The sequence below is a fragment of the Synechococcus sp. W55.1 genome, assembly GCF_047461655.1.
GTDB lineage: Bacteria > Cyanobacteriota > Cyanobacteriia > Thermostichales > Thermostichaceae > Thermostichus.
Map to the genome: position 1 here is coordinate 1 of NZ_JANSHN010000010.1, position 25,744 is coordinate 25,744.

The following is a 25,744-nucleotide window of genomic DNA, read 5'->3' on the forward strand; positions in this document are numbered from 1 at the left end:
TGGCCAGGAACTTCTTGAGTTTTCTCTATCTCGTCAGTGCTCTCTTTTGGCTCAAATGAAAGATCAACACAACCTAGGAAGAAGAGGAGGGTGGTGCAAGATTACGACCGGCATGTTTACAGAGAGAGGCACCCAGTAGAGTGCTTTTTTCAGAAGCTGAAGCAGTATCGGCATTTGTTTTCTCGTTTTGACAAGTTGGCCAGGAACTTCTTGAGCTTTCTCGACTTCCCAGGTGCTCTCTTCTGGCTCAAATATACAAATATAAAGACCAACAGAACCTAGCAAGTTTTGGGGCATCCTGTGAACAGCTCTTAGGGTGCCTGCACGGACGGTGGGTTGTTGCGCAAAAAGGGCTGCACGGCTACAAATCCCAACCCAAACGATCCGACGACCAAGACGACTGCAGCAGCCATCCAAAGTACGGCAGAGCCCTGTGATCCGTGATGTTGCTCCCGTACCCGCTGATAAATGCCGGCGGAATAGGCCGAGGAGTCTGCTTCACCGAGATAGGGATCCGGGCCGCTCATATCCTGCATCAACTCGTCCAGGGAAGGAACCTGGTAGCCGGTGCGGGGGTAGGGCTCGGCAGGGGTGTGGGTGGAAGGTTGAGAGCGGCGAAGGGAATCGAAGGGGGAGGGGGCAAAGCCGCTGGATGAGAAGGAGGGGGTCTCGTTGCGGGCCTGTCGGCGCTTGAGGCGATTCAAAAAATCGTAGCTGGGCGGGGCCTCCGGTTGGCCGGGATTGGCAGTCGGGTTGTCCTGTCGGAAAGAGGTTTCAGAGACTGGGGCAGCTTGGCCGCCCGCGTCAGCAAACCGCAGACCGATTTGTTGTAGGCGCTTCAAGGTGTGGCCCAATTGCCCCTGGAACTCTTGGGTGATGGCAGCGATCTCTCCGGACAACTGCTGATGCAGAGCACGCAGGCGCTGGTTTTCGGAGGAGAGCAGGCTTACCTGCTGACGGGCAGACTCCAACTCTTCGGCCACTTGTTGATACACCTGAATTGGCACCACCCCTGGCCCGGTCTCCATTGCGGCAGGGGAGCGAAAGCCACTGCGGGGCAAACCACCGGGGTTACCGTTGCTGTTGCGAGCGCCAGAGGGGTTAGAACCCCGAAAATCGTATTGCATAAATTGGGATCGACTCGGAAGGACGGGGGGCTGGAACAGCTTGACACAGAGGGATCCAAGATATCAGGGATCTCCAAGGATAGTGCTGAACACCGGCAATCTAAAGGCGTGCAGCTCTAGCGTTAGTGTAAGCCGCAATTACTACCCCAAGCATACCGCTAAGCCTTTGGAATGGGCGATCCCTTCACAGCAATTTTTCCCGCCCACAAGCGCCATTTCCCCGCTGCTTCCAGGGAGGGCCGGCTTGCGCTGTCGTTCCCACGTCACGAATACTCTCCCACCAAGTCTGGAGAACCAGGAGATTCGGAATTTGAGGCAGAGGAGTCCCGCAGCAGCCGCTCCAGATCCCGTCGCAGCGGTGGTTCCAACTGTTCCAGCTCGTTGACAAAGTCCTTTATACCCTGAAACTGGCGGTAGACAGAGGCAAAACGCACATAGGCCACCTCGCTTAGGTGTTGCAGGCGCTCCAGCACCATCTCGCCGATGCGCAGGCTGGTTACCTCTTGGGCATCTTCCAATTGCAGTTTTTCTTCGATCTCATTGACCAGCTCTTCCATCTGTCTGACGGTGACGGGGGTTTTTTGGCAGGCACGCATCACCCCTTGCAGGATCTTGTTGCGGTTGAAACTTTCGCGGGATCCATCTCGTTTGATGACCATGATGGGCATGAACTCGATGCGCTCGTAGGTGGTGAAGCGGTAGCCACAGGACATGCATTCTCGCCGCCGCCGCACACTCTGGCCGCCTTCTGCCGAACGAGATTCCAAAACTCGGATTTCTTGTTTGCTGCAGCGGGGACATTTCATGGCTTGCAATCCTTACAAAGCGACAGGTGGGTAGGAGGGTGCCTCAATTTTACCGGATGCTTAATCTTCTGGTGCTTAGACAGATTGCAAATGAGATGGACTCTGTTCGTCGAGTGCAGATTGCAAGGGATCCCACCAAGCAGCGGCTTGCGCCTGGATCTGGGCCTTCAGCTCCGGTTCCATGCGATCCAAATGGATCAATACCCATTTCATTCTGCCCAAGGGGGCTAAGAGGGATCGCTGACGCAACAGGAAATCCCAATACAACGTATTGATGGGGCAGGCTTGTGCGCCAACCTTTTCGCTGGGATTGTAGCCGCAATGGCGACAGTAGTCACTCATTTTGCGGATGTACTGAGCGGAGGCGGCATAGGGTTTGGTGGAGAGCATGCCCCCATCGGCAAAAAGGCCCATGCCGATGACGTTAGGCTGCATGACCCAGTCGTAGCTGTCGATAAACACATCCTGAAACCACGCTTCCACTGCCTGGGGTTGGATGCCGCTGATGAGGGCGAAATTGCTGAGAACCATCAGCCGCTGGATGTGGTGGGCATAGCCATGGCGGCGAATCTGATCCAGGGTGTGCCGCAGACAGGCCATGTCGGTGTCGCCGGTCCAGAAGAAGTGGGGCAGGGGTCGGCGGTGGTCAAAAAAGTTCTTCTGGGCATAGCCGTTGGGCATTTGGTATTCGTAGAAGCCGCGCATGTACTCTCGCCAGCCCAGGATTTGTCGGATGAAGCCTTCGGCGGAGGACAGGGGGATCCCACCCTGATAGTAAGCCCGTTCGGCGGCGGCAATGACTTCGTGGGGGGTGAGCAGGCCCAGATTAAGGTAAGGGGAAAGCAGGGAGTGGTAGAGAAAGTCTTCCCCAGTTTGCATGGCGTCTTGCCAAGGGCCGAAGTGGGGCAGGCGCTCGTGGATGAAGTGATCAAGCACTTGCAGGGCTTGGGCGCGGGTGACGGCCCAGCCAAATCCTTCTAGAGATCCGAAGTGATGGCCGTAGTGTTGCTTAACTTTTGTGATCACGGCCTGGGTGATGGCGTCGGGGGGGAAGGTGAGGGGCTGGGGGTAGCGCATTCCGGGTTTGGGGGGATGGCGGTTTTCCCGGTCGTAGTTCCAGCGCCCGCCCAGGGGCTTGGGGCCATCCATGAGAATGCGGAAGCGTCTTCGCCCTTCGCGGTAAAAGTCTTCCAGAAGCAGGCGCTTGCGGCCTGAGGCCCACTCGATAAATTGATCAGCTGTCCAGAGGAAGTGGTTGTTTTCCAAGATCAGGAGGGGGCAAGGGAGGGTGGATCTCAGCTTTTCTATTTCATCTCGGACGGGAATATCGGCGGGCTGCATGAGGCGGATCTGCTGCAGTTGATGCTGCTTGGCCCAGGTTTGCAGCGGCTCGGCAAAGCCTTCCGCTTCCACATAGGTGACCGGGTAGCCCCGCTGTTGCAGTTCTTGGGCAAAGTGACGCATGGCCGACCAGACCAGCACCAGTTTCTGCTGATGGTGGTTGCGGGAGCTGGCCCACCGGTGAGATTCGATGAGAATGACGGGAACTCGGTCTGGGGATAGGGTCGAGAGGGAAGCGAGGGCGGATTGCTGTGGGTGGAGTTGATCCGCAAGGATCCAAACCCCTTCTGGGCCGGCAGATGGAGCGATCATGGGATGCTGAAGCTCTCGGTCTATGGGAGGAGCGCTGAGAATGACACAGGTTGAGTTTAGCTCTGGGGGGCAAGGCCAGGTGGCAGTTGCAAGGGATCCCAATGTCTGCTGAATCTCTGCGGATTGTTTTCAAAGCATGAACGGTACAGACGAGGAGAGAGAGACATTGCCGGAGAGACCCCACAGGCCGGGGATCCCTTTCCTGCGGTGGTGGGCCGGGCTGGGGATGGTGGCCCTGCTGCTGCTGGTGATCTGGAATTGGACGGATCCCTTGCCGCCGGCGTGGGATGAGGCGCAGCATCTGCTGCAGGCGCAGGCTTTTGGGCTTCACCTGGGACGGTTTCGCTGGGATGGGCTGTGGGGGCAGCAGTTTTTGCATTTGAACCAGCGCTACCCCCCTTTGGCCTATTGGCTGGGGATCCCCTTGGCAGTTCTACATCCGTTCAGCCGGGCGGACGGGCAGTTGCTCAACTTGGGGTTGCTGGGGGTGCTGGTTCTGGCAACGCAGCGGCTGGGACAGCGGGTCTATCGCTCTGGGGAAGTGGGCTGGCTGGCGGCGGCGTTGGTGCTCCTCTATCCGGGGATCACGGCTTTGGCCCATGTCTACATGCTGGAGCTGCCACTGGTGGTAGCGGTAACCTTGGCGTTTTGGGCGCTGTGGGCCTATGGGGAGGAGCCTTCCTGGCGGGGGGCGGTGGGAGTGGGGGCGGGAGTGGCAGCGGTGTTGCTCACCAAGTGGACGGGGGTGCTGTTTTTGCTGTTGCCTTTGCTGGGGATCCCGCTGTTGCCGGGCAAGAGGATCCCTTGGTTGGTGCGGCTGGCCCATCTGACCTTGGGCATGGGCGTGGCGCTGCTTTTGTGCTGGCCTTGGTACAGGGCCAATTGGCTGTTTGTGCTCAGCAATGGGTGGGGCTATGCCAGTACGGCCCACTACTACATCACCTGTGCGGCTGGATCCCTGTGCTGGTGGACCACCTACTTGCGCTTTCTGCCCCTGCAGATGAGCCCTTTTCTGTGTGGGCTGCCGCTGCTGACGTTGTGGGGATCCCTGGACAGGCGAGAGGCAGTTTTGTGGGCCACCTACGGTTCCGGCTACCTTCTCTACACCCTGGTGGATATCAAAGATGTGCGCTTTACCCTACCTTTGCTGCCCCTCTTGGCGGTGTTATCAGCAGGCGGGATCCAAAAGGCTTGCCGGCGGTTGGGGAAGCGGAGGGATCCTTGGGGCTGGAGAGGGGGAGGCTGGGTAGGCGTAGGTCTGGGATCCCTGGCCTTACTCAGCCTAGGCCAGCCCCTTACCCCAGGCGTGGCTCCTCTGTGGAAGGGGATCCAAATGCATTGGCAGGGGCAGCACCCCACACAGGAGCTGACGCAGTGGATCCAATCCTTGATCCAGCCAGGCTTGACCACCACGTTGGGAGTTCTCCCCAATACAGAGCTGATCTCTTCCGAAACCCTCACCTACTTAGCAGCTCTCCAGCGCTGGCCGGTCACGTTCCGCGCTGCCGGGCAAACCCCCTGGCCCGAGTTGGAGCTCTCCTTGCTGGATGGGTTTGTGGATGCGGAAGGGGAACAGGGGATTATCGGCCCCTATGGCCCGACTAAGGAGCAGATCCGGCAGCACCTGCGCAGCAGCCCAGACTGGCGACAAGATCCGGCGGTGGAGTTGCCTACCTTGGGTCGGCTGCACACCTACTTCCCTCGCATGCCAAGAGTGACGGTGCAGAAGTGGCCTCTGGAAGCTGGGGAGGTGGAGCTGGTGGAGGTTGAGACGCTGTCGGAGCTGGGGATCCCCGCCTGGAAGTTACGCTGGCAAGGCCCAGCTCAGAACTTGGCCCAAACGCTGGTCTGGGCGCGGCTGGAAGACGGGCAAGGACGGGTTTTGGAGAAGCGGGCCTGGGTGTTGGGGCAGAATCGCCTGCAGCTCAACTTAACGGGCGGCTGGCTGGTGGAAGAGATCTTGATGCTGCTCACAACCGACTTCCCGGAGGGGGGCCTTCTCCATCTGGAATGGCAGTTGCCCAAAGGGACCCGCCATTCCCTACGCCAACCCTGGAGAGGATCCCTGTCGAGCTTCCCGAAGGAGGGATCCCCCCTTGTAACGGATCCCTTACTTCCTCTCCGCAGGGCGGCCAGAGCTGCCGCTGTTGGGGATCTGCAGGCCCTCTCCCTTTACCTCAATGCCTGGACAACCCTGCAATACCCGACTTTTTTGACGGATCCAGATCGCATCCTGGTACGGCAACTGCTGGAGGGGGAACGGCAACAGGCTGCTGCCCAAGGCCAACCGAGCCAGCAAATCCAAAGCCACTACCAACTGGGCTTGATGTTGGCGGCGCTGTTACAACCAGAAGCAGCTCAGTTGCATTTTCAACAGATCGTCGAGCTGGATCCGGAAGACGAGTGGGCGCGGGCTTACCTGGGGTTTTTGCGAGTATTGTTCACTCACGACTTTGAGGGGATCCGGGGGTTGCGACAAGAGCTCTCGGCTGTGCTTCAGCCTCTTTGCCAGAAAACAGTTCAGGATTGGGACTTGAATTGGATTTGTGGTGCCCTTTAGCCACAAAGTCCAGCTCCATTTGCGAAACCTGGGAAAGAAGAAAGTCGGCAAAAGCTTTGGCCACCACCGAAAGACGCTTAGAGCGCAAATAGACCAAATACCAGAACCCCCGAATGGGAAACTCTTCCACATCCAAAATAGCCAGATGATGCTGCCACCCCCCCAAGGCCAACACATGCTGAGACAAAACCGAAATGCCCAATCCACCCACAATGCCCTGGCGAATGGCTTCGCTGCTGCCTATCTCCATGCGGATGTTGAGTTTCAGGTTATGCTTGTCGAAGAGCCGCTCTACAGCCATGCGGGTGCCGGAGCCGGGTTCACGGGCTAAAAAAGGTTCTTGGGCAATGCGCGCCAGAGGGATCCGCTTTTGGCCCACCAGCGGATGATGAATGGGGGCCATCACCACCAAGGGATTTTCCAGAAAAGGTTGCGCCACCACGTCCAGATCTTCTGGCGGCATCCCCATCACGTAGAGATCGTCCATGTTGTTGCTCATCCGCTCCAAAACCTGCTGGCGGTTGATCACCTTGAGAGCTACGTCGATGCCGGGATACTGCTGACAAAATGGCCCCAGAAGACGGGGAATAAAGTATTTGGCAGTGGTGACCACTCCAATGCTCAGCCGTCCCTGCTTTAACCCCTTCAGGTCGGCAAGGGTCATCTCAAATTGATTCAATTGTTCAAAAATCTTCTCGCAGGTTTGGTGTAAAGCTTGCCCCGCTTCGGTGAGATACAGCCGCTTGCCCACCTGTTCAAACAGCGGCAACCCTACAGCTTTGCTCAATTGCTTGATCTGCATGGAAATCGTGGGCTGGGTCAGGTAAAGCTCTTCTGCAGCGCGGGTAAAGCTCAAGTGACGAGCGGCAACCTCGAAGATTTGCAGTTGGTGCAAGGTAATGGCCTTCATGGACATCAAGAAAAGCTAAAGGTTTACTACTAAATCATAAGCGCTAATCTATGCCTTTTGGCGAGATCCCCATGAGAGCCTGGCTGACGGTCACAGTGGCGGAAGGGGCAAAACCGAAGAGCAACCCCCTACCACTCGGACTTAAGGTAGAGATCGACCAAGGGATTGCGCCGGTCTGGGCACAGGCGGCTGTTTTTTTCCAATAGCCGCTCTCTGGGCAGGAGAAGAGTACGATCGGGGCCATTCTCGGTGGAGGTTGAGGGTGCTGAGACTGCCAAAAAACAAAGGGAGCCGCTGGCTTGCGGGTGTGCTGGGCGCACTGATATTGCTGGGATCCGGAATCACGGCCCAGGCTCAGTTCTTGTGGCCCGGCCATTCCCTTTTCCCCAGCTCTGGTTCCGTAGACAGTGCGGAACAGAGGGGATCCCACTTGGCTGCTCGGCTCGACGCCTACTGCCGACAGCCGCCCGAGGAGGTAGCGCGCAAGGCTCAACTGCGCCAGCAGGCTGCCCAGTCGAATGCTGCTTGGGCCGAGTACACCCAAGTTTTGGCCGAACATGGCGCTGCCTTGATCGCCTGCCGCAGCCAACGCTGGCCCCAGATCCAGGCCATCTGGGTACGTCTGCATCCCTGTGATGCCAATCCGGGCGTGTTGGATCAGGTGTTCGACCAAGTGGTAAACCTGGGCTACAACCGCGTCTTTATCGAGACCTTTTACGATGGCCGCTCTATTTTGCCGGATGGCGCAGGGGGGATCTGGCCCAGCTTACAGCCCAACGCCGACTTGTTGGATCTGGCTCTGAAGGCGGCACGACGCCGCGGCTTATCTGCCTATGCCTGGGTGTTTTCCCTCAATTTCGGTTACAGCTACGGACAACGGCCCGATCGACAGGTGGCCCTGGCCCGCAACGGTCGCGGCATCACCACCGTCTTGGATCCCGCTACAGCCCTTTCGGAAGACCTGGGCAGTCCTGGCGAGGTATTTGTGGATCCCTTTCATCCCTTGGCACGGCGGGATTTTGCCGAGTTAGTCCGCCGCATCCTACAGCGACAGCCAGATGGGATCCTTTTCGACTACATTCGCTATCCGCGTGGCTCAGGGGGATCCAGCGTGGCGGCCACTGTCCGAGACTTGTGGATTCACGGAGAGGCCGCTCGGAAAGCCTACCTCGATTTGGCAGAAAATCCAGCGGGTCGGGCGCTGCTGGAGCGCTATTTGAGCCAGGGCTACGTGACGGTGAGGGATGTGCAGCAGTTGGATGCCGCCTACGCCGAGGAACCCAGATGGCGTCAGCCAGGGGATCCCTGGCCCAATCCTCAGCAGGTGCTTTCCCTAGAGCTTTTGGATCGGGGTGCCCAGAGAGACAGCACAGCAACTGAGCAGCGGAGCGGAGATTTGTCCTCCATCAACTCATTGGAGTCACCGCAGCCATTGGGGGATCCCACCCCGACTCCCAGGGCCGCTCTTCGCCAAGAACGTTGGCAGCAGCAGCTTTGGCAGCTGAGCGTCGAGTTTGCCCGCTACGGCGTTCTCGATTATCTACAGCAGGCCGCCCAACCCGCCCAGAGGCTGGGGATCCCGGCGGGGGCTGTCTTCTTCCCAGAAGGCAACCAGGCAGTAGGAGAAGGATTCGACGCTCGACTACAACCCTGGGATCGCTTTGATCCGGATATGGAATGGCACCCAATGTCCTATGCCAGGTGTGAGGATGCCACTTGTGTAGCCCAGCAGGTGGAGCAGGTTTTGGCCGTAGCTTCTCCCCAAACCTTCGTTTGTCCGGCCATCGCCGGCCTATGGGGACAGTCGCAACGACAGCGCCCCAGCCTAGAAGTGCAAATGGCAGAGCTGGCCCGCCGCTTTCCGCAGTTGCCCTGTGTAAGCCATTTTGCCCTCTCTTGGATCGAGCCTGAAATGGAGCGCAGCCGCCGAACTTGCCAGCTCTAGCACCCCTCCTAACCCGATCTCCTGTCCACCAATTTTCATGTCAGGTCTAAGATCTACAACCCGCCTCAGAACAGAGTTGGTTTGCCAGATGTTGCCTTTTGTGGTCGTTTCGATTCAAACTAGGACACTGTATCCACATCTAAAACGTTGGTCGCGTCGTCGCGTCTTCGCGTCAGCGTTGCGGAGCAGTAATGCAGGGGATCAAAAAGCTTTTCAAGGACTCCGTCCCGCTAGCGCGATAGGACTCCGTCCCGCTGGCGCGATAGGACTCCGTCCCGCTAGCGCGATCAGTGGCCCAGGCGTCTCATCCTAAACTGAAAAATATATTCCTCCTTATTTCTTGAGTAGAAGAGGCTTTACTCAACAGCAGGGTAGGCAAATTCCAACTGTGTCAGCTACGACAATCCAGAACAGCATTGTTTGATGTTTTGTTAAAATTAAGCCAGCTCCCAACTCCCTCCAGCCCAAGTTGATCCCAGCCTCAATTGAGCAGTTATGACTCCTGAGCAGTTTGATATTGTTAACCGCCTGTTTCAACTTACCTTTCAGATCGGCGATCGCTTAGGTTGTGAGTCTTCGGATCCCGCTCAATTGTTGCTGACCGACCAACCTAGCCTGGAAGCAAGCCACGTATACTTCCCCTCGGATTACACTTGTGAGGCCCTTGATGCTGAGGTGTGGGCAAGTTATGCCGCTGAAGTGTCACCCCTAGCACAGATGATTGAGATTTTGCAGCCCTACCCCCTCACCTATGGCCTCTATCGCCAAGATGGAGTTTCGTGGTGGATCTGCGCCTTTTGGATGGCCCAAGAGGGCTTGGGAACCAACTTGCTACTGCGTGCGCATCGAGTCGAAACCTAGCAGTTATCTTGCCTGGGTCTTGCTGCGATTCGCCTGACACTATACCTACATAGACTCCGGCGCACTTAAGCCGAGGATGCCGGTGAGCAGGTTAAACAAAACCTGTCGGGTAGCTTGCACCAACTGAATGCGAGCCTGAGCCAAGGGGGGATCCTCTTTTATAAGGGGCAAAATGCGGCAGGTGTCGTAAAACTTGTTAAAATCGGCAGCAATGGCTTCCGTGTAGCGGATGATCTTGTGGGGGGCGCGCTCTTCTGCGGCGGCGATCAGCTCATCCGGCAGGGCCAAAAGGCGCAGCAACAGGGTGCGTTCTTCCGGCTCTTTGTAGGGCAGTCTGTTTTGTTCATTCAAAGAGACTTTGCTGGTCAGTTGAACCTTTTCTTCTTCCTGTAGCCGCCGCAGCAGAGTACAACAGCGGGCATGGCTGTAGTGAACATACACCACCGGGTTGTCGAAGGTTTGTTTGACGGCCAGATCCAGATCGAAGTTGATGGGGCTGTCCATGCTGTTGCTGAGCAAAAACCAGCGGGTCGCATCGGCTCCCACTCCAATTTCCGGATCTTCGATCAAGTCATTTAATGAGACAAAATTGCCGGTGCGTTTGGACATGCGCACTTCGGTTTTCTCGCCGGTTTCTGGGTCAGTTTTAAACAGTTTGACGAATTGGCCAATTAAAATTTCCAGCTTGACATCCGGGCTAAAAGCTCCTACCGCTGCGTTCAAACGACCGATATAGCCGTGGTGATCCGAGCCGAGAATGTTGATCAGCCGGTGATATCCTCGCTGCACTTTATCCCGATGGTAGGCAATATCGGCGGCCAGGTAGGTAAAAGACCCATCGGCTTTTTGCACCACCCGATCCTTGTCGTCACCGAACTCTTGGGTTTTGAAATAAACGGCTTCTTCTGCCCCTGGCTTGGGATCCTCACCCCGGGGAGCCTTGGCCCTGTAGAGAAAGCCGCGTTCTTCCAGCTCCTGTAAAGTCTGTTGGATGGCGCTCAGGCCCGTCTCGGGATCCGGGGTGTGCAGGCGGCGTTCGCTGAACCAGTGATCGAACTCGGTGCGCAATTGCTGGAGAGTTTGCTTCTGCCAGGCCAGCATTTCCCCGTAGGCCAAATCAATATATTCCTCCAAGGTGGTGGGCAGAGGGCGGATCCCGGCTTTCACCTGCTCCAAGAGACGTTGGGCCATCTCGATCAAGTAGGTGCCGTGATAGGCATCTTCCGGCAAAGCGATGTCTTCCCCCTGCAGTTGCCGCACCCGCACCTCCAGAGACTGGCCCAAGAGCCGCATCTGGTTGCCGGCATCGTTGATGTAAAACTCCCGCTCCACCTGGTGGCCCGTCCAGTGCAGCAAGTTGGCCAACGTAGAGCCAACGGCAGCCCAGCGCCCATGGCCGACGTGCAAAGGCCCCGTCGGGTTGGCGGAGACAAACTCCAGCAGAATGCGCTCAGGATGGGGAATGGCTGTTTTGCCGAAGTTTTCTCCCAGATGCAGCAGCTCTTGCAAGCGCTTGGCCAAAAAGGGATCCCCCAGCCGGAAGTTGAGATACCCTCCTCCCGCCACCTGAGTTTCGATGTCCGGCAGATCCAAGTGTTTTTGCAGGGTTTGGGCGATCTGGGCCGGTGCTAGGCGGCAGAGCTTGGCCATGCCCAGGGGGGTGGGACAGGCGTAATCGCCGTAGCGAGGGTCGCTGGGGATCTGGATCACGGGGGCAATCGCTGTGGCTTGCTGGGGGGCCAGGGATCCCAGTTGCCCCGCCTCTGAGGCCCGTCGAATGCTCTCGGCTACGGCGGCGGTGAGAAACCGAATCAGCGAGGTGGATACGGGTTGAGTGGCCATGGCTGTTCGTGTCGGCAGACGTCGAGAGAGGTTCCAGGGATGCCTGGGGCAGTAAAAGCATCATCATATCGACAGCCAACCGGCTCTGACAAAATCTGACAAAAGAATAGATGCTCCTCCAGCCAAACTTTGCTTTTTGCTTTTGCTCGCCTGCTTTGCGAAGATGGCTCTGACAAATTGACGGGACAGAGCTTTAGGCCAAGCTTTTGGGTACAAAGTATCACCGAATACAAAAGTTTAACTCTGCTTTGCTAAGTTGTTTGGCGGTAATGCTCGCCTTCCCGCTTGCGGATTTCTGCTGAGACAGCTGCTGTGGAGTTTACTAGTATGTCCATCCCGAAATCGTCGCGTCGTCAATTCCTTCAATCTGCTGCTGCGGCTGCCTCTTGGGTTGCCGTTGGAGGGCTAAAGGCGAGGGCTCAGAGCCGCGGGCCGCTTCTGGTTTCCCAGGGACTGACGCCCCTGAAGTTTACCCTCTCTTGGTTGCCCTCTTCGATGGATACCCCCCTTGTAACGGCGATCTTGAAGGGCTACTTCGCCGAAGAGGGGCTGGAGGTCACCTACGAGCGCGGCTATGGCTCCGCCGATTCCATCACCAAGATTGCCGCTGGCCAGTACGACCTGGGGGAAGGGGATCCCTACTCCATGATCGAGTTCAATGCCAAAAATCCGGACGTGCCCTTGGTAGCGATCTATGTCCACTTCAATCGCTCTCCCTTTGGCATCTACACCTTGAAAGATAAGGGCATTGGGGAGCCGGCCCAACTGGCGGGCAAGAAGCTAGGAGCACCGGCAGGGGATGCGCCGCGTCGGCTCTGGCCGGTCTTTGCCAAGCAAGTCGGCATCGATCCGGGCTCGGTGGAGTGGGTAACTATGGAGCCGCAGTTGCGCGAACCTTTCCTCATCCAAGGTCGGGTGGATGCCATCAGCGGCTTTATGACCTCAGCCATGCCCAATCTGGTGCGGGGCGGCGTCAGCTTGGAGGACATCACGGCTTTCCTTTACAACGACTATGGCCTTGAGCTGTACGGCAATGCGCTCATCACTCGTGTGCAATTGCTGCAGGAAAAACCGGAGCAGCTCAAAGCTTTTTTGCGGGCGTATGTTAAGGGTTGGCAAGACACCATCCGCGACACCGATGGCAACATGTTGGCCCTTCTGGACAAAGCCAAAGCCGAGGGGCAGGTGCTGGATATGGCAACTGAGAAATTGCGCCTCGCCCTGGCCATGCCGCGCCTGTTTGTTACCGATGAGGTGCGAGAAATTGGCTTGGGGGATGTGGTGCCCGCGCGTATGGAAACCTCAATTGCTCAGGTGGTGGATGGCTTTGGCTTGTCTAGCAAGCCCCCTTTGAAGAAAGTGTTTGACAACAGCCTGCTTCCCCCAAAATCCGAGCGGATGATCGGCTGATCTGGATGATCCGGTACCAACTTTGAGGCCTCTGTCTGTTGACTTTTGCAGACAGCTAGCCCTTCCTGACAGCTGGTCAACTTTTCTCGATGACCGGTGAGAGACGTAGCTCAAAGGCCTACGGCCCGCTGTCGCGATTGGCTCTGTCATCCAAGCGAGATATTCCCAAAGCTTGTCCTGTTCACAGGAGGGAGCCCAAATTTCTCTTGAGGGGAGAACCGCAAGCGACCCAGAGCAGTGAGGAAATATCTCAAACTTTGTTTAAGGTTACTTAAACTTGGGAAACCAATGTGCTGGGAAAGGCAGCTTATGAGGGCTTAATGCCGGGGTGGCTTTTCCGATCCCGAAAAAAAGCTGAATAAGTGTGTGGCGCCCAGGGATCCCTTTTAACCTGGAGGGGATCACTAGGGAGTTTAGGCCCTTGGAAACTTTTGTTCTGATTAAGCAAGTTCCCGATCAAAACGCCAAGGCCGGCATCAACAGTGACGGCACGATCGATCGCGCCAAGGCCAAGCGGATGTTAAACCCTTTTGATCGCTATGCACTGGAAGCAGCTCTGCAAACCAAACGGCAACACGGGGCGAGAGTAACGGCAATTACAATGGGGCCACCCCCGGCCATTGAGGTGCTCTACGAGGCCATTGCCCACGGGGTAGATCGGGGTATTTTGATGACCGACCGCCGCTTGGCCGCTTCCGATACCCTAGCCACTGCCTATACTCTGGCCCAGACGGTTCGCTATGCTGGCCGGCCCGATGTGATCTTCTGCGGGCTCCAGACCACCGACGGCGATACGGCCCAGGTGGGGCCGCAGTTGGCGGAGCGATTGGGGATCCCTCAGGTCACCTATTGCGAAGCCTTCGAGATTCGGGATGGGATCCTGGTGGCGCGGCGGGCCATCGAAGGGGGATCCCAAATCGTAATGGTGCCCCTGCCGGTTTTGATTACGGTGGCCAATTCCGCTCGGCGTTTGGCCTACCCCACTCTACGGGGTGTGCAGCGGGTGCAGCGGCTAATGCGGGATGAAATGGCACGGGCCGAGGCAATCCAGATCCTCAACTTGGACGATGTGGGGGCAGACCCGGAGCGCTGCGGTCTCAAGGGATCCCCAACCATCGTGGCTGCCACCGAAAAAGTGGGGGAAATTGGCGGCAACTGTCAGGTCTTTCAGGGACAATCCGTCCCCCAACTGGTCAACCAACTAACTCAGGCCGTTGACCTCTCCCGCTACGCCGCAACCTCCTAGATCTTTACATCTTGCGTCCCACCGGCCCCCCATCGCCCCTCAATCATCACTGTCTGATCATCGACCCCAGGCCAGCTGGCTGCGGTGAAAAGTTGACCCAGAAGGACTCTGCTGGCATCGTCGCAACCCCAACCCGATTCAATCCCGATCTCAACCTAGGAGTCACAGTTTTATGGATCGCAAGCGGATAGTGGTCTTCGCCGAGCAGGTGAACGGGGAACTGCAGCCCATTGGCTTAGAGTTGTTGGGGGCCGGGCGGCGGCTGGCCGATAAGCTGGGAGCCACCTTGAGCGCTCTTGTGCTTGGATACAACATTGCCCACTTGCCCCCAATTCTGATCGGCCACGGGGCAGATCAAGTCTTCATTGCCGATCATCCGGAGTTGGCCGAATACCGCACCTTGCCCTACCGCCGGGTGATCACAGACTTGATCAAAAGCTGGCCCCAACCACCCCACACCATCCTGCTGGGATCCACCACCACCGGGCGAGATCTGGCCCCTCGCTTGGCCGCCCACCTGGAGACCGGCCTGACGGCAGACTGCACCGAATTGGACATCGGCCCCTTCGAGTACACCAATAGCAAAGATCCGAGCAAGTCTGGCCTCTTCCCCGACTGCCTCTACGCCATCCGGCCCAGCTTTGGCGAATCTCTCAAGGCCCGCATCCTCGGCCCGTGGAAAAACCCCCAAATGGCCACGGTGCGCCCAGGGGTGATGGTGCCTCTGCCCTGGGATGGATCCCGCCAGGGGGACGTGATCCCGGTGCCGGTCAACTTGGATCCCGGCGACCTGAGCCTGCAGATTGTGGAAACGGTGCGCAACCTGTCCCAGGCGGTGGATCTCACCCGCGCCAAGGTAATTGTTTCCGGCGGCTACGGGCTGGGATCCCCAGAGGGATTTGAGCTGTTGAAGGAGTTGGCCGCTTGTTTCCCCAACAGCGCCGTCGGCTCCTCCCGCAAGGCCGTGGATTCTGGGTGGATCCCCTACGCCCATCAAGTGGGCCAAACCGGCAAGACCGTCCGACCTCAGCTCTACATTGCCTGCGGCATTTCCGGAGCCATCCAGCATCGCGTGGGCATGGACAAATCCCAGACGATCATCGCCATCAACAAAGACAGCTCTGCCCCCATCTTCAAATTTGCCCACTACGGTATCGTCGGGGATCTCTACCAGGTGGTACCCGAACTGATCCGTCAGATCCAGCAGGTCAAGTACCCCCAGCTAAAGGTGGGGGCTTGTGGAAGTAAGGTCTAGCCAGCCTGAAACCCCAAGGGCAAGGAAAGACTAGCCTGCCCAAGCAACCCAGTCATGGAGGGCGATTGAAGGGGACTGAGCCGACTGGGCGTGGCAGCCCACAGTACGTAGCGAATGCTTCCCTAGTTGGCTACCTCTACGTTGGTCAGTGGCGAAGGGACGTACATACTCCGAGTAGGAGACTTACCGCATGTTTGTGCCTGTCGTAGACCACAACCAAAACCCGCTCATGCCGACCACACCCAGTCGAGCCAGAAGGTGGATTAAGACCGGCAAGGCTACTCCCTTTTGGAAGAGAGGGGTGTTTTGAGTCCGGCTTAACGTGGAGCCTTCTGACCGGCAAACCCAACCCATAGCCGTCGGCATTGACCCAGGGAGCAAGAAAGAGGGGTGGTCGGTTAAATCCGCCGCACAGACCTACCTGAACCTCCAAGCGGACGCGGTCACCTGGGTGAAGGAGCATGTCGAACAACGGCGCATCATGCGTCGAGCGCGACGGTATCGCCAAACGCCCTGTCGTCAACCCAGGTTTAATCGCGCCAGGGGTGGGTTGCCCCCTTCCACCAAGGCTCGCTGGCAGTGGAAGCTACGTCTGGCTCGGTGGCTAAGCCAGTTGTTTCCCGTATCCGTATTTGTGGTTGAGGACATTAAGGCGAAGACCCGTGGCAAGCGCCGCTGGGACGTGTCTTTCTCTCCCTCAGAGGTGGGTAAGCAATGGTTCTATCGGCAGCTAGCCAATCTGGGACAGGTACTAACCCGCTCAGGGTGGGAAACCCAGCAGATGCGGGATGCCTTGGGTTTGCAGAAAACCAACAAAAAGACCGCCGAAGTGTTTGCGGCCCACTGCGTGGATGCGTGGGTGTTAGCCAACTCCGTGACCGGGGGGCACCTGCAGCCGGACAATCAGCAGATGCTTATGGTCGTTCCTCTGCGGTTTCATCGTCGTCAACTGCATCGTTTGCAACCGGGCAAAGGTGGGAAAAGACTTTCCTACGGGGGTATGCTGAGCTTAGGTTTGAGGCGGGGTAGTTTAGTGCGCCACCCCAAGTTTGGGCTCACCTTTGTCGGAGGCAGTTCTGCTGGAAGAGTAAGTCTGCATCGGTTGGAGGATGGGAAAAGGCTAACCCAGAGCGCCAGGAAAGAAGACGTAAAGTGTTTGAGCTTCTGTTCTTGGAGGTTCTACAGAAGAAACAAATAAAGCCGACCTAAAGGGCAGGGATTCTTTTCCGGGTTGCAGGATGATTCCCACTTCCTGGGCTACACCACTTTTGCGAGTGGTGGGGGATGCCATGACCCCAACTGCTGGGATGAACTCCCAGATACTTTTCCTGTTGACACTGCGCCATAGCACAAAGCCGCCCTAGTCGCGTCAGCGGGCCGTAGGCCCTAGGGCAGGGCTTGCAACCCAGTTTTCTTGGTCATAGATTGTGTTCATGGGATCCGCATACCGTTGTTGGCTGAGCTTGATCTGTCTGGTGTTGGTGGGATGCTGCTGGGGATCCCCGGCGTTGGCTGCCCATTCGTTGCCCTCCACAGTGGCAGAGGCGGCTCAGGTGTCGCCCCAGCTCGCTCGCGATGGGGGTATAGAGCACCTTTCCCTGACCGTAGCGCGGCAGCGGCTGGAAGCCATTGCCGAGGCCATGCGCTCAATTCGCCTGTGCAACCGGCCCAACTGCCGTTACCGAGATATCGCTGTGGAGGTGTCGGTTCACGATGGTGGTGCAGAGCCCTTCTACGAGGGCAGCATCGACGCCATGATCGATCGTCCTTCCGGCAGCTTGGATAGAGCCCACTACCGGCTGCAGTTTCGCCAGGGGCGCTGGCAGTTGCTGGGGGGCGAAGAGGTGTCCGATGTCTCTTCCTTTTTCTTTGAAGGGGATACCTACGAGGTGTTCAGCGCCTACGGCACCCGCAGTCACAAAGCCAAGTTGGCAGATGCCGGCAGTAACCTGCGCGTGGGCTATCGGGAGCTGTATTACCGCGTTTTCGACCGGGGCCAAGAGCGTTTGCACTAGCGGTGCGGAGCATGATGAGAGGCCGGCAACACACCCTAGCCAGCTCTATTTCTCTGGAAGGCGTTGGCCTGCACACCGGCCTGCCGATTCGCTGCAGCCTGCATCCAGCTCCTGTCGGCAGCGGTCGGGTGTTTGTGCGGGTGGATCGACCGGGATCCCCTGAGATCCCGGCCCAGTTGGGATCCCTGGCCCCTGCCCATCTCTGCACCCTGCTGCAGCAGGGATCCCCCCCGGTTCAAGTGCAGACGGTGGAACACCTGTTGGCCGCCCTCTACGTCCTGGGCATTGACAACTGCCGCATCGAGGTGGAGGGGCCAGAGCTGCCGATTCTGGATGGCTCTGCCCTGCCTTTTGTGGAGGCCGTTGCCCAAGCCGGGATCCAAGCCCAAGATCAGCCGGCCCTGCTGGGGGTGATCCAAGAGCCGGTTACTGCCTGGGCGGGGGAAGCTTTCGTCAGCGCTCTCCCCCATCCCACAGCCCGCTTTACTTATGGCATCGATTTCGCCGATTGCCCCATTGGAGAACAGTGGTTGAGCTGGAGGGAGAACGGGCCAGATTTTGTCCAGTCCATTGCACCGGCCCGCACCTTCGCCCGCCAGCAGGATGTGGAGCTGGCCCGGGAACGGGGGCTGATCCAGGGGGGCAGCCTGGAAAATGCCATCGTCTGTAGCCAGACCGAGTGGTTGGGGCCACTGCGCTACCCAGATGAGCCGGTGCGCCATAAGCTGATAGATTTACTAGGAGATCTCAGCCTCCTGGGCTGCCGACTGCAGGGGCATGTTGTGGCCTACAAAGCGGGCCATGCTCTGCACCACCGTTTGGCCGAGCAGTTGCTCAAGAGTGGATCCCTGCTGATCCATGAAGAGCAAGGGGGAGAAAGAGATCCGGTTGCGTAGCCACAACCCTGCCATCCTCAGGTGCGACAGTGGTGCCGAGCACTTTTCTTCAAGGGGATCCGCTCTATTGGAATCTCTTGATCTCTTCTCCGTAGATCCCTGGGTGCTCTTTTGGCTGAGTTCTGGCCTGCTTCCTCCCCATCCGGGGTTTCAGTTTTGTCTTCTGTCTCCACGGGTTCACCATGTCCTCTGATGTCTCTCCTCCTCCCCTTCTCTCGGCTGAAGCAGCCGCTCAATTGGCAACCGCTCCCCCCGTCTTCACAACGGAGCAGATTTTGGAGATCTTGCCCCATCGCTATCCTTTCTTGCTGGTGGATCGGGTTGTGGAGTATCAACCGGGGCAACGGGCGGTGGGCCTGAAAAACGTCACCTTCAACGAGCCTTTTTTTCAAGGGCATTTCCCCAACCGACCCATCATGCCCGGCGTCCTAATCGTCGAGGCCATGGCCCAGATAGGGGGGATCGTGTTGACCAAGTTGCCGGACGTGGCCGGGCGCTTGGCCCTGTTTGCCGGGATCGATGGTGTTCGCTTTCGCCGCCCGGTGCTGCCGGGGGATCAACTGCTGCTCTCTGCCGACTTGCTCACCATTCGCCAGAGGCGCATTGGCAAGATGTTCTGCCGCGCTCAGGTGGGAGGGCAACTGGTGACCGAGGGGGAACTGATGTTTTCCCTGGTGGATTGATGGGCCAACAGCGGCCATCCGAGAGGCGCTCTGCTGTGGGTCTTCTCACCAATTGAGATAAAGTGTTGGCATAGGGAGATGGCTCGGGGACTGCTTGCGCCTTTCTGTCGGGATACGGTAGACATATTGCTGCGTTGGGGTGGCAGCCTATTGGTCACGATGGCGGAGCGTAGCTCTAAGGTTGATCTCCCCCGGAGTCAAGCCTTGGTGATCCTTCGCGGGGTTGGGAGCGTAACCACAGTTGCTGGCTAGGTTGGAAATGAGTTCGTTCGCTTCAGCGGGATCCACTCCCAACGCCTCTGCAAGTGCGCCGCACCGCTCACGCGAGCGGATTCATCCCACCGCGGTGATCCATCCGAAAGCTGAGCTACACGAGACGGTGCAGGTTGGCCCGTATGCGGTGATCGGCGAGCATGTTCGTATCGCTGCCCATACGGTGGTGGGAGCCCATGTGGTGATCGATGGCTGGACGGAAATCGGCGAGGACAACCACATTTTTCCGGGAGCAGTTGTGGGCACCGAGCCTCAGGATCTGAAGTACAGCGGCGCCCCCTCTCAAGTGGTGATCGGCAGAGGCAATCGCATCCGCGAGTTTGTCACCATCAACCGGGCCACCAATGAAGGGGAAGCCACCCTGATCGGAGATCACAACCTGCTGATGGCCTACACCCATGTCGCCCACAACTGCGTCATCGAAAATCAGGTGGTGATTACCAATGCTGTCTCTTTGGCCGGCCACATCCACATCGAGTCTCAAGCCCGCATCGGCGGCATGGTCGGGATCCACCAGTTCACCCGCATCGGGCGCTTGGCCATGGTGGGGGCGATGAGCCGGGTTGACCGCGACGTTCCCCCCTACATGTTGGTGGAAGGACATCCAGCCCGCATTCGCGGTCTGAATTTGGTGGGGTTGCGGCGAGCCAAAGGGATGGAGGGATCCCTGCCCTTGCTGCGGCAGGTCTACCGATTTTTGTACCGCTCAGGGTTGCCTTTGGAAAAAGCGCTGCAAACGCTGCGCAGCAGCCTGTGTGTTGTTCGTAGCGGCGGTGCGGAGGGAGAGCGCCACATCCTTTCTCTGCAGGGGAAAGAGTGGGTGGACGAGACGGGATCCCTGCAACATCTGCTGCAATTTTTGGAAGACTCCCTCTCGCAGCCGCAACGACGAGGCCCTCTGCCGGCCCTACGCGGGAGAGGGGAAGATTCCTTATCGACAGCGATGCGGAGCACTTCAGAGCTGGATGATTGAGAACTGCGGTCGGGAGTGTAGCTCTGGTGAGCCACCTGTTCATCTGCACGGGCGAGGTCTCAGGGGATCTGCAGGCCGGCCATCTGATTGAAGAATTGCTGCGCCAGCGCCCTCAACTGCGCATCACCGCCGTGGGAGGGGAGCGCATGGCTGCTGCCGGGGCCCGTTTATTGCACCGCACTACCGAGATCAGCTCCGTTGGCATTTTAGAGGCTCTTCCCTTTATCGGCCCCGCCCTCTGGACGGAATGGAAGATTCGCCGCTTTTTGGCCCAAGACCCGCCAGATGTGGCTGTGCTGGTGGACTACATCGGCGTCAACAGCCGCATTGCCCGTCTGCTGCAACGGCGGCAGATCCCTGCTGTCTATTACATTGCCCCCCAAGAGTGGGTGTGGTCGCAGGACGCCCGCCTCACCTACCAACTGGCCCAGCAGATGCGGCTGATGTTGGCAATTTTCCCTGAGGAAGCCCGCTACTACGCGGCGGCAGGAGCCCATGTCCAGTATGTGGGCCATCCCCTGTTGGATATTTTGGCCGCTGTGCCCAGCCGTGCTGCAGCCAGAGCCCAGTTGGGGATCCCTGCCGAGGCTACAGTGGTGGTGGTGGTGCCGGCTTCGCGGCGGCAAGAGCTGCGCTCGGTTCTGCCTGTCCTGCTCAAGGCGGCCCAGTTGCTGCAAGCTCACCTGCCCCAAGTGCAGTTTTGGGTGCCCTTGGCCTCGCCCCGTTTTGCTGCCCCAATCGCGCGGGCTGCCCACCGTCTTGGGTTAAACCTCACCCTTTTGGATCCCCAAGCTCTGCCCTTCTTCTCCCCCCACAAAGCCCATCACCTCGCCTTGGCAGCGGCTGATTTGGTGTTGGCCAAGTCCGGCACGGTGAACTTGGAAACGGCCATCTTAGGGATCCCCCAGGTGGTGATCTATCGCCTTAACCCCCTCACCTTCTGGATCGCCCGCCATTGGCTGAGGGTGTCGGTGCCCTTCATGTCTCCGCCCAACCTGGTGCAGATGCGCCCCATTGTCCCGGAGTTGCTGCAGGAGCAGGCCCAGCCAGAGAAGATTGCCCAACTGGCGCTGGAGTTGCTAACTCGGCCCGAACGCAAAGCCCAACTGCAGGCCGACTACGCCGCGATGCGGGCAGCCCTAGGAGAACCCGGCGTTCTGGCTCGCGCTGCCAAGGCCATCCTAGAGGTGTTGGATGGCGAAGCTGGATCGAAGCAGGATCCCTTCCGCCGCTAACTCCGGCGACCCAGCACCTGGGGCACGGCCCGTCCTCCCGCCAAGGCCGCTGTCGAATCCTCCTCTTCCAGATACTCAGCATCTTGGTTGACCCGCCACCCATCGTAGCGCCGTTCCCCTGCCACAATGTTGCGAGCGGCCAAGAGGCCCGTCATCATGGCGTGATCTTGGTTACTATAGCGGTGCATGCCGTTGCGACCTGCCACCTGCAAATTGGGCAGTGCCTCTTCCAAAAAGGCCCGAATGGTCTGGATGTGAGCTTGATAGCCTTGGTTGTAACCTTGCGATCCAGTTGTACCGGCTGCCCGGCTTCTGCCAGCAAGGTTTGAACGCGCTCCCACATCTGGCCTGGCCCTAGGCGAGGATAGCGAAAGCGATCGATCAGGGTTTTGATCACCCCCTCTCGGTTGGGGAAAAAGGTTTTACGGATCAAAGAAGCCATCGACAGACCCTTGATCCGCTGGGCTGCCCAGTCGGCGCTGATCTCGTGACAAGGGATCCCCCACACCTTCTCGGTGTAGGTCTTAAAAAAAGTGCGGTACAGCCGTTCCCCAAACTGGTTGATGACCCAATCTTCAAAAGATACGGGATTGAGCCTGGGAAAGAGGCGCGCCTTTAGGTAGCTGAGCAGACAGAGACTGGTAAACCCTGGCCCCAGTTTGGCAAAGACATCCGCAGGTCGAATCGGATAATCAAAGAAAACACCTCGATAAAAAATGCGGGAAAGCCGCCGACAAACCTGCATTTCCGAGCCCAAAATTTCCGTCCACAGGGCCTCAATTTCCGCCGACTTGGAGAAAAAGCGGTGCCCACCGATATCAAAGCGATAGCCTTGGTAGGTTACAGTGCAGGATAGCCCCCCACCTGAACCGGATCCGCTTCCAAAACCGTTACGGCAACTCCTCACACCACCTCGCCGATCCTGACGGAAATAGGTCTGTCCAAGGGATCCCCTCACGCTTTGGGGTTTTAAAGTGCTCCGCACCGCTGTCGCGATAGACTAGGCTGGAGAGGGGTCAGGGATCCCTTTTGCGTGCAAAAAAGCCTTAGTGCTCTGCACCGCTGTCGCGAACGGCCAACTCTGTGGAGTGAATTTTGTGCAATCTCCACCTATCCCCAGTTCTGGATATCCGTTGCCAAATGCTTCGCCGACGGTGCTGCTGGCCGATGACGACCCATTCATACGCGGGTACTTGACCCACCTGTTGGTTCATGAAGGCTATCGAGTGGCAGAGGCCGAAGACGGCGACCAAGCCCTGCTGCTCTTCAGTCAAACTCAGCCTCAAATTGCCCTGCTGGATGCCCTCATGCCCGGCATGGATGGGTTCGAGTGTTGCCAACGCTTGCAGGCTCTGGATGCGGATCTACCCTGCTTGATGATCACCTCGCTCGAGGATCAAGCTTCCGTAGACAAAGCCTTTGCTGCCGGAGCCAGCGACTACATTACCAAGCCCATTCACTGGCCGGTGATGCGTCAGCGCATCCGACACCTGCTCAAGGCCCGCCAGAACTTGTTGAACCTACGCCAACAGGCGGCCCGCGAGCAAGCCCTAAACCGTGTCGTCCGGGCCATTCGCACCTCTCTGCAGTCGGATCAGATCTTTGCCGTTGCCACCCGCGAGATTTGCCATCTGCTAGAGGCGGATCGGGTGAGCATCAGCATCTATCGGCCTCAGCAACAGCATTGGCGCATTGTCTCCGAATATCCCCCTCAGCCCGACGGCTATCTGGGTTGTCAGATCCCCGATTCCGAAAGCCCCATTGCCCGGCAACTGAAGCAGGGGAAAGTGGTGTTGCTGGAGGCAGCCGACCAAGCCAAAGGCTGGGTCTACATCTCCGCCATGGCCAAAGCCTATCCTGGCAGTTGGCTGCTGGTACCGCTCTACGGCGGCGAAAGCCCCGAATCTGACTCGGCCCACCCCACCCTTTGGGGCAGCCTGTGCCTGCAACTGAAAACGGCACGTCCCGGTTGGTTGGCCACCAATCAGGATCTGATCTTGGCCTTGGCCGATCACCTCTCCATTGCCATTCAGCAGGCGGAATTGTTCCAACAGGTTCAGGAGCTGAACCGCACCCTGGAAGAAAAGGTACAGGCCCGCACCGCCCAACTGGAGCGCCAGGTACAGGAATTGCAGCGGCTGGATTGCCTAAAAAATGACTTCCTTAGCACGGTGTCCCACGAGCTGCGCACTCCTCTTTCCAACATGAAAATGGCCATCCGCCTGCTCAGCGCCGTTCTGCTGCCTGCTCAGAGCGCTGCCCGATCCCCGGATCCGGCCAAGATCTCTCAGTACTTGAAGGTGTTGGACAACGAATGCGAGCGGGAGATCAAACTGGTCGAGGATCTGCTGGAACTGCAGCAGTTAGAGGTGCTCAAGGGACTCCGTCCCGCTAACGCGAACGGTTCACAGCAGCCCTGCTGGTTGGAGCTGAAAGAGTGGTTGCCCCAGATCGCAGAGCCCTTTGCTCAGGAGGCCCATAGTCACCATCAGCGCTCCAGCCTTGGGATCCCTCCAGAACTGCCTGCCATTTTTACTCTGCCGGGAGTGCTAAAGTCGGTGCTGGCGGAATTGCTGAAAAATGCATGTAAATTCACCCCTGCTGAGCACCTGATCAGCCTTCAGGCCATGTACCATCCCGACCACCTGGAAATCCAAGTCCTCAACACCGGCGTAACCATTCCTCCAGAAGAACAAAAGCGGGTATTCGAGAAGTTCTATCGGGTGCCCAGCGTGGATCCCTGGCGGCAAGGGGGGACAGGGTTGGGGTTGGCCCTCGTGCAGCAGCGGGTAAGCCTGTTGCAAGGAAGCATTCACCTCAACAGCGAGGCCAATCGCACCTGTTTTACTTTGCGGCTGCCTCAGGTTCTCCCTGCCTTTGGCCAAGGCAAGCCAGCTCAGCCTAGGGTGTAGGCGTCGGGGTAGCCGGCTTTGGAGAGTTGGAAGCTTCCCCTTCCTGCAAAACTTCTTGCAAGCGCACACGAACCCGCTGGTTGAGGACGGGATTTTCGTTGGCCAAGGTCATCAATTCGCGGTATTGAAGCACCGTCAGCCCTTGCTCTTCAACAATGCGGCTGGCTTGGGTTTCTGTGCGCCGCATAATTTGCTCGTACTCTTCCTCGTTCTGGGTTTCCCGCAGTTGGGCGCTGGCTTCCCGAATCAGGGGATCCAACTCCAACAAAATCCGCACCAACTGTTCCACCTGGGCATCGGTGACTTGCTCTGGGGTTAGAGTCGGAGATGCCAGAGGGCTAGGAGTTGCTGTGGCCGGAGCCTCCCCCGAAGTTGGAGAAGCAGTGGCAGCAGGGCTAGGCAGCGGGGTTGCTCCCTGTGCCCAAACCGGCAGGGATCCCAGGCTGAGTCCCAGACCCATCAGCAATCCAAATTTCATCATGCCCAAAACTCCCTAGACCCAGACAAGATAAACCCAAATAGACTTAAGTCCTTGAGGCGCAGCCAAGCCTGAAGTAAGGCTAGCAAGATGCCTGAATTCCGTCTAATCGGTTCAGCGCAGTCCTGGCAGCCCATCAAGCCCATTCCAGCTTGCCGGTCACCTGGCGCGGGATCTATCCAATCCCTACGGTACCAGAACTCCTCACTCCAGGGCTCCCAGGATGAACTCGCGAAAGGGCTGTGTGGACATGCTGGGGATCTGCAGTGGATCTCTTGTAGAAACAAGAAGTTGGTTGTACAGTCTTACATGCGCTGTTCAACGGTAGCCCGGCACCGGAGTGCCCCTTTCTCTCCTCGGTTGAGCAGCTCCAGACTTGCAGCATTGGCAATTGACTTAGCACTTCAGCCCAAAGGGGGTTGTCTTGAAGCTGAGCTTAGGTATATGTTCTGTTGAGTATCGTTTTTGTTAATGTTAGGCTAGGGGCCAGATTTGATGCGGATCTCCCACATCGGCATCTGACTTTCTTCGCAGGTGTCAGAGCCCGTGGATCCCCTATCAATATCAGCAGTCAACCTAGCAAACGCCCAATCGCCAGCTCTCTTTGCAGGCGATTGTTGGAGGGTTTTTTGTTCGGAGAAAGGTTCCCGATTAGATTTTTTTG

At 58.0% G+C, this 25,744-nt stretch carries 20 protein-coding genes and 2 pseudogenes; 14 read left to right on the forward strand and 8 right to left on the reverse strand.

The features are described from left to right. Positions 1 to 102: 102 nt before the first annotated feature. Positions 103 to 282 (forward strand): annotated as a pseudogene (locus NW816_RS06465) (hypothetical protein); the annotation flags it as partial. Between the two features lie 29 nt (positions 283 to 311). Here NW816_RS06465 and NW816_RS06470 read toward each other — a convergent pair. The 3 genes from NW816_RS06470 to NW816_RS06480 all read right to left on the reverse strand — a co-directional run bounded on the left by NW816_RS06470 (position 312) and on the right by NW816_RS06480 (position 3,586). Next, positions 312 to 1,127 (reverse strand): hypothetical protein, encoded by an 816-nt coding sequence (locus NW816_RS06470; protein WP_414408630.1) that lies wholly within the window; start codon positions 1,125 to 1,127, stop codon positions 312 to 314. A 263-nt stretch (positions 1,128 to 1,390) separates the two neighbouring features. Next, positions 1,391 to 1,933, reverse strand: coding sequence for a transcriptional regulator NrdR (nrdR, locus tag NW816_RS06475; protein ID WP_414408631.1), 543 nt, complete (start codon positions 1,931 to 1,933; stop codon positions 1,391 to 1,393). A 75-nt stretch (positions 1,934 to 2,008) separates the two neighbouring features. Further along, on the reverse strand, positions 2,009 to 3,586 hold the full coding sequence (locus tag NW816_RS06480; protein ID WP_414408632.1) for a cryptochrome/photolyase family protein: 1,578 nt from the start codon (positions 3,584 to 3,586) through the stop codon (positions 2,009 to 2,011). 136 nt (positions 3,587 to 3,722) lie between these two features. Here NW816_RS06480 and NW816_RS06485 point away from each other — a divergent pair, with 136 nt between their 5' ends. Next, a complete protein-coding gene (locus tag NW816_RS06485; protein WP_414408633.1) occupies positions 3,723 to 6,146 on the forward strand; it encodes a hypothetical protein in 2,424 nt (807 codons plus the stop codon). Here the strand turns inward: NW816_RS06485 and NW816_RS06490 are convergent. Then, the gene (locus NW816_RS06490) at positions 6,028 to 7,056 is read right to left on the reverse strand and encodes a LysR substrate-binding domain-containing protein (RefSeq protein WP_414408678.1); all 1,029 of its coding nucleotides are present in this window, start codon (positions 7,054 to 7,056) and stop codon (positions 6,028 to 6,030) included. The two genes, NW816_RS06485 and NW816_RS06490, sit on opposite strands and share 119 nt — an antisense overlap. Positions 7,057 to 7,363: 307 nt before the next feature. On the opposite strand from NW816_RS06490, the gene NW816_RS06495 reads away from it, so the two are divergent. Both NW816_RS06495 and NW816_RS06500 read left to right on the forward strand, forming a co-directional pair. Then, on the forward strand, positions 7,364 to 9,001 hold the full coding sequence (locus NW816_RS06495; protein ID WP_414408634.1) for a hypothetical protein: 1,638 nt from the start codon (positions 7,364 to 7,366) through the stop codon (positions 8,999 to 9,001). A gap of 495 nt (positions 9,002 to 9,496) precedes the next feature. Continuing rightward, positions 9,497 to 9,862, forward strand: coding sequence for a hypothetical protein (locus NW816_RS06500; RefSeq protein WP_414408635.1), 366 nt, complete (start codon positions 9,497 to 9,499; stop codon positions 9,860 to 9,862). A 45-nt stretch (positions 9,863 to 9,907) separates the two neighbouring features. Here NW816_RS06500 and argS read toward each other — a convergent pair whose 3' ends face one another. After that, entirely contained in the window at positions 9,908 to 11,704 is a 1,797-nt protein-coding gene (argS, locus tag NW816_RS06505; protein ID WP_414408636.1) for an arginine--tRNA ligase, read from the reverse strand. A gap of 495 nt (positions 11,705 to 12,199) precedes the next feature. On the opposite strand from argS, the gene NW816_RS06510 reads away from it, so the two are divergent. From NW816_RS06510 to lpxB, 9 genes and pseudogenes are all read left to right on the forward strand, one after another. Further along, the gene (locus NW816_RS06510) at positions 12,200 to 13,114 is read left to right on the forward strand and encodes an ABC transporter substrate-binding protein (RefSeq protein WP_414408637.1); all 915 of its coding nucleotides are present in this window, start codon (positions 12,200 to 12,202) and stop codon (positions 13,112 to 13,114) included. Positions 13,115 to 13,535: 421 nt separating this feature from the next. Continuing rightward, on the forward strand, positions 13,536 to 14,360 hold the full coding sequence (locus NW816_RS06515) for an electron transfer flavoprotein subunit beta/FixA family protein (protein ID WP_011433536.1): 825 nt from the start codon (positions 13,536 to 13,538) through the stop codon (positions 14,358 to 14,360). A gap of 172 nt (positions 14,361 to 14,532) precedes the next feature. Further along, a complete protein-coding gene (locus NW816_RS06520; protein WP_414408638.1) occupies positions 14,533 to 15,615 on the forward strand; it encodes an electron transfer flavoprotein subunit alpha/FixB family protein in 1,083 nt (360 codons plus the stop codon). A 190-nt stretch (positions 15,616 to 15,805) separates the two neighbouring features. Further along, positions 15,806 to 16,813: pseudogene (locus tag NW816_RS06525) on the forward strand (RRXRR domain-containing protein). 235 nt (positions 16,814 to 17,048) lie between these two features. Continuing rightward, complete coding sequence (locus NW816_RS06530; protein ID WP_414355589.1) at positions 17,049 to 17,630, forward strand: hypothetical protein; 582 nt, start codon at positions 17,049 to 17,051, stop codon at positions 17,628 to 17,630. Between the two features lie 14 nt (positions 17,631 to 17,644). Continuing rightward, positions 17,645 to 18,526, forward strand: a complete 882-nt coding sequence (gene lpxC / locus NW816_RS06535) for a UDP-3-O-acyl-N-acetylglucosamine deacetylase (protein ID WP_414408679.1) — start codon at positions 17,645 to 17,647, stop codon at positions 18,524 to 18,526. 182 nt (positions 18,527 to 18,708) lie between these two features. Then, the gene (gene fabZ / locus NW816_RS06540; RefSeq protein ID WP_011434327.1) at positions 18,709 to 19,209 is read left to right on the forward strand and encodes a 3-hydroxyacyl-ACP dehydratase FabZ; all 501 of its coding nucleotides are present in this window, start codon (positions 18,709 to 18,711) and stop codon (positions 19,207 to 19,209) included. 259 nt (positions 19,210 to 19,468) lie between these two features. Then, positions 19,469 to 20,455 (forward strand): acyl-ACP--UDP-N-acetylglucosamine O-acyltransferase, encoded by a 987-nt coding sequence (gene lpxA / locus NW816_RS06545; protein ID WP_414355587.1) that lies wholly within the window; start codon positions 19,469 to 19,471, stop codon positions 20,453 to 20,455. Then, positions 20,452 to 21,690, forward strand: a complete 1,239-nt coding sequence (gene lpxB, locus NW816_RS06550; protein ID WP_414408639.1) for a lipid-A-disaccharide synthase — start codon at positions 20,452 to 20,454, stop codon at positions 21,688 to 21,690. The genes lpxA and lpxB overlap by 4 nt, the downstream gene beginning before the upstream one ends. Here the strand turns inward: lpxB and NW816_RS06555 are convergent. Then, positions 21,687 to 21,848 carry a hypothetical protein gene (locus NW816_RS06555; RefSeq protein WP_414355585.1) on the reverse strand — a complete coding sequence of 54 codons (162 nt, stop codon included), beginning with the start codon at positions 21,846 to 21,848 and terminating at the stop codon, positions 21,687 to 21,689. The two genes, lpxB and NW816_RS06555, sit on opposite strands and share 4 nt — an antisense overlap. Further along, entirely contained in the window at positions 21,845 to 22,597 is a 753-nt protein-coding gene (locus NW816_RS06560; protein WP_414355584.1) for a hypothetical protein, read from the reverse strand. Before NW816_RS06560 ends, NW816_RS06555 begins: the two co-directional genes overlap by 4 nt. A gap of 190 nt (positions 22,598 to 22,787) precedes the next feature. On the opposite strand from NW816_RS06560, the gene NW816_RS06565 reads away from it, so the two are divergent. After that, on the forward strand, positions 22,788 to 24,602 hold the full coding sequence (locus tag NW816_RS06565; RefSeq protein ID WP_414408640.1) for a response regulator: 1,815 nt from the start codon (positions 22,788 to 22,790) through the stop codon (positions 24,600 to 24,602). Here NW816_RS06565 and NW816_RS06570 read toward each other — a convergent pair. Then, the gene (locus tag NW816_RS06570; RefSeq protein ID WP_414355582.1) at positions 24,592 to 25,083 is read right to left on the reverse strand and encodes a DUF4168 domain-containing protein; all 492 of its coding nucleotides are present in this window, start codon (positions 25,081 to 25,083) and stop codon (positions 24,592 to 24,594) included. The genes NW816_RS06565 and NW816_RS06570 overlap by 11 nt on opposite strands. Between the last annotated feature and the right edge of the window lie 661 nt (positions 25,084 to 25,744).

Excerpts from the sequence above, each read along its gene's own strand:
- NW816_RS06555 (WP_414355585.1), bottom strand. The coding sequence starts at position 21,848 with ATGATGACGGGCCTCTTGGCCGCTCGCAACATTGTGGCAGGGGAACGG.
- NW816_RS06480 (WP_414408632.1), bottom strand. The coding sequence starts at position 3,586 with ATGATCGCTCCATCTGCCGGCCCAGAAGGGGTTTGGATCCTTGCGGAT.
- fabZ (WP_011434327.1), top strand. The coding sequence starts at position 18,709 with ATGTCCTCTGATGTCTCTCCTCCTCCCCTTCTCTCGGCTGAAGCAGCC.
- NW816_RS06470 (WP_414408630.1), bottom strand. The coding sequence starts at position 1,127 with ATGCAATACGATTTTCGGGGTTCTAACCCCTCTGGCGCTCGCAACAGC.
- NW816_RS06530 (WP_414355589.1), top strand. The coding sequence starts at position 17,049 with ATGGGATCCGCATACCGTTGTTGGCTGAGCTTGATCTGTCTGGTGTTG.
- NW816_RS06570 (WP_414355582.1), bottom strand. The coding sequence starts at position 25,083 with ATGATGAAATTTGGATTGCTGATGGGTCTGGGACTCAGCCTGGGATCC.
- nrdR (WP_414408631.1), bottom strand. The coding sequence starts at position 1,933 with ATGAAATGTCCCCGCTGCAGCAAACAAGAAATCCGAGTTTTGGAATCT.
- NW816_RS06485 (WP_414408633.1), top strand. The coding sequence starts at position 3,723 with ATGAACGGTACAGACGAGGAGAGAGAGACATTGCCGGAGAGACCCCAC.
- lpxC (WP_414408679.1), top strand. The coding sequence starts at position 17,645 with ATGAGAGGCCGGCAACACACCCTAGCCAGCTCTATTTCTCTGGAAGGC.
- NW816_RS06490 (WP_414408678.1), bottom strand. The coding sequence starts at position 7,056 with ATGAAGGCCATTACCTTGCACCAACTGCAAATCTTCGAGGTTGCCGCT.
- NW816_RS06520 (WP_414408638.1), top strand. The coding sequence starts at position 14,533 with ATGGATCGCAAGCGGATAGTGGTCTTCGCCGAGCAGGTGAACGGGGAA.
- NW816_RS06500 (WP_414408635.1), top strand. The coding sequence starts at position 9,497 with ATGACTCCTGAGCAGTTTGATATTGTTAACCGCCTGTTTCAACTTACC.
- lpxA (WP_414355587.1), top strand. The coding sequence starts at position 19,469 with ATGAGTTCGTTCGCTTCAGCGGGATCCACTCCCAACGCCTCTGCAAGT.
- argS (WP_414408636.1), bottom strand. The coding sequence starts at position 11,704 with ATGGCCACTCAACCCGTATCCACCTCGCTGATTCGGTTTCTCACCGCC.
- NW816_RS06510 (WP_414408637.1), top strand. The coding sequence starts at position 12,200 with ATGGATACCCCCCTTGTAACGGCGATCTTGAAGGGCTACTTCGCCGAA.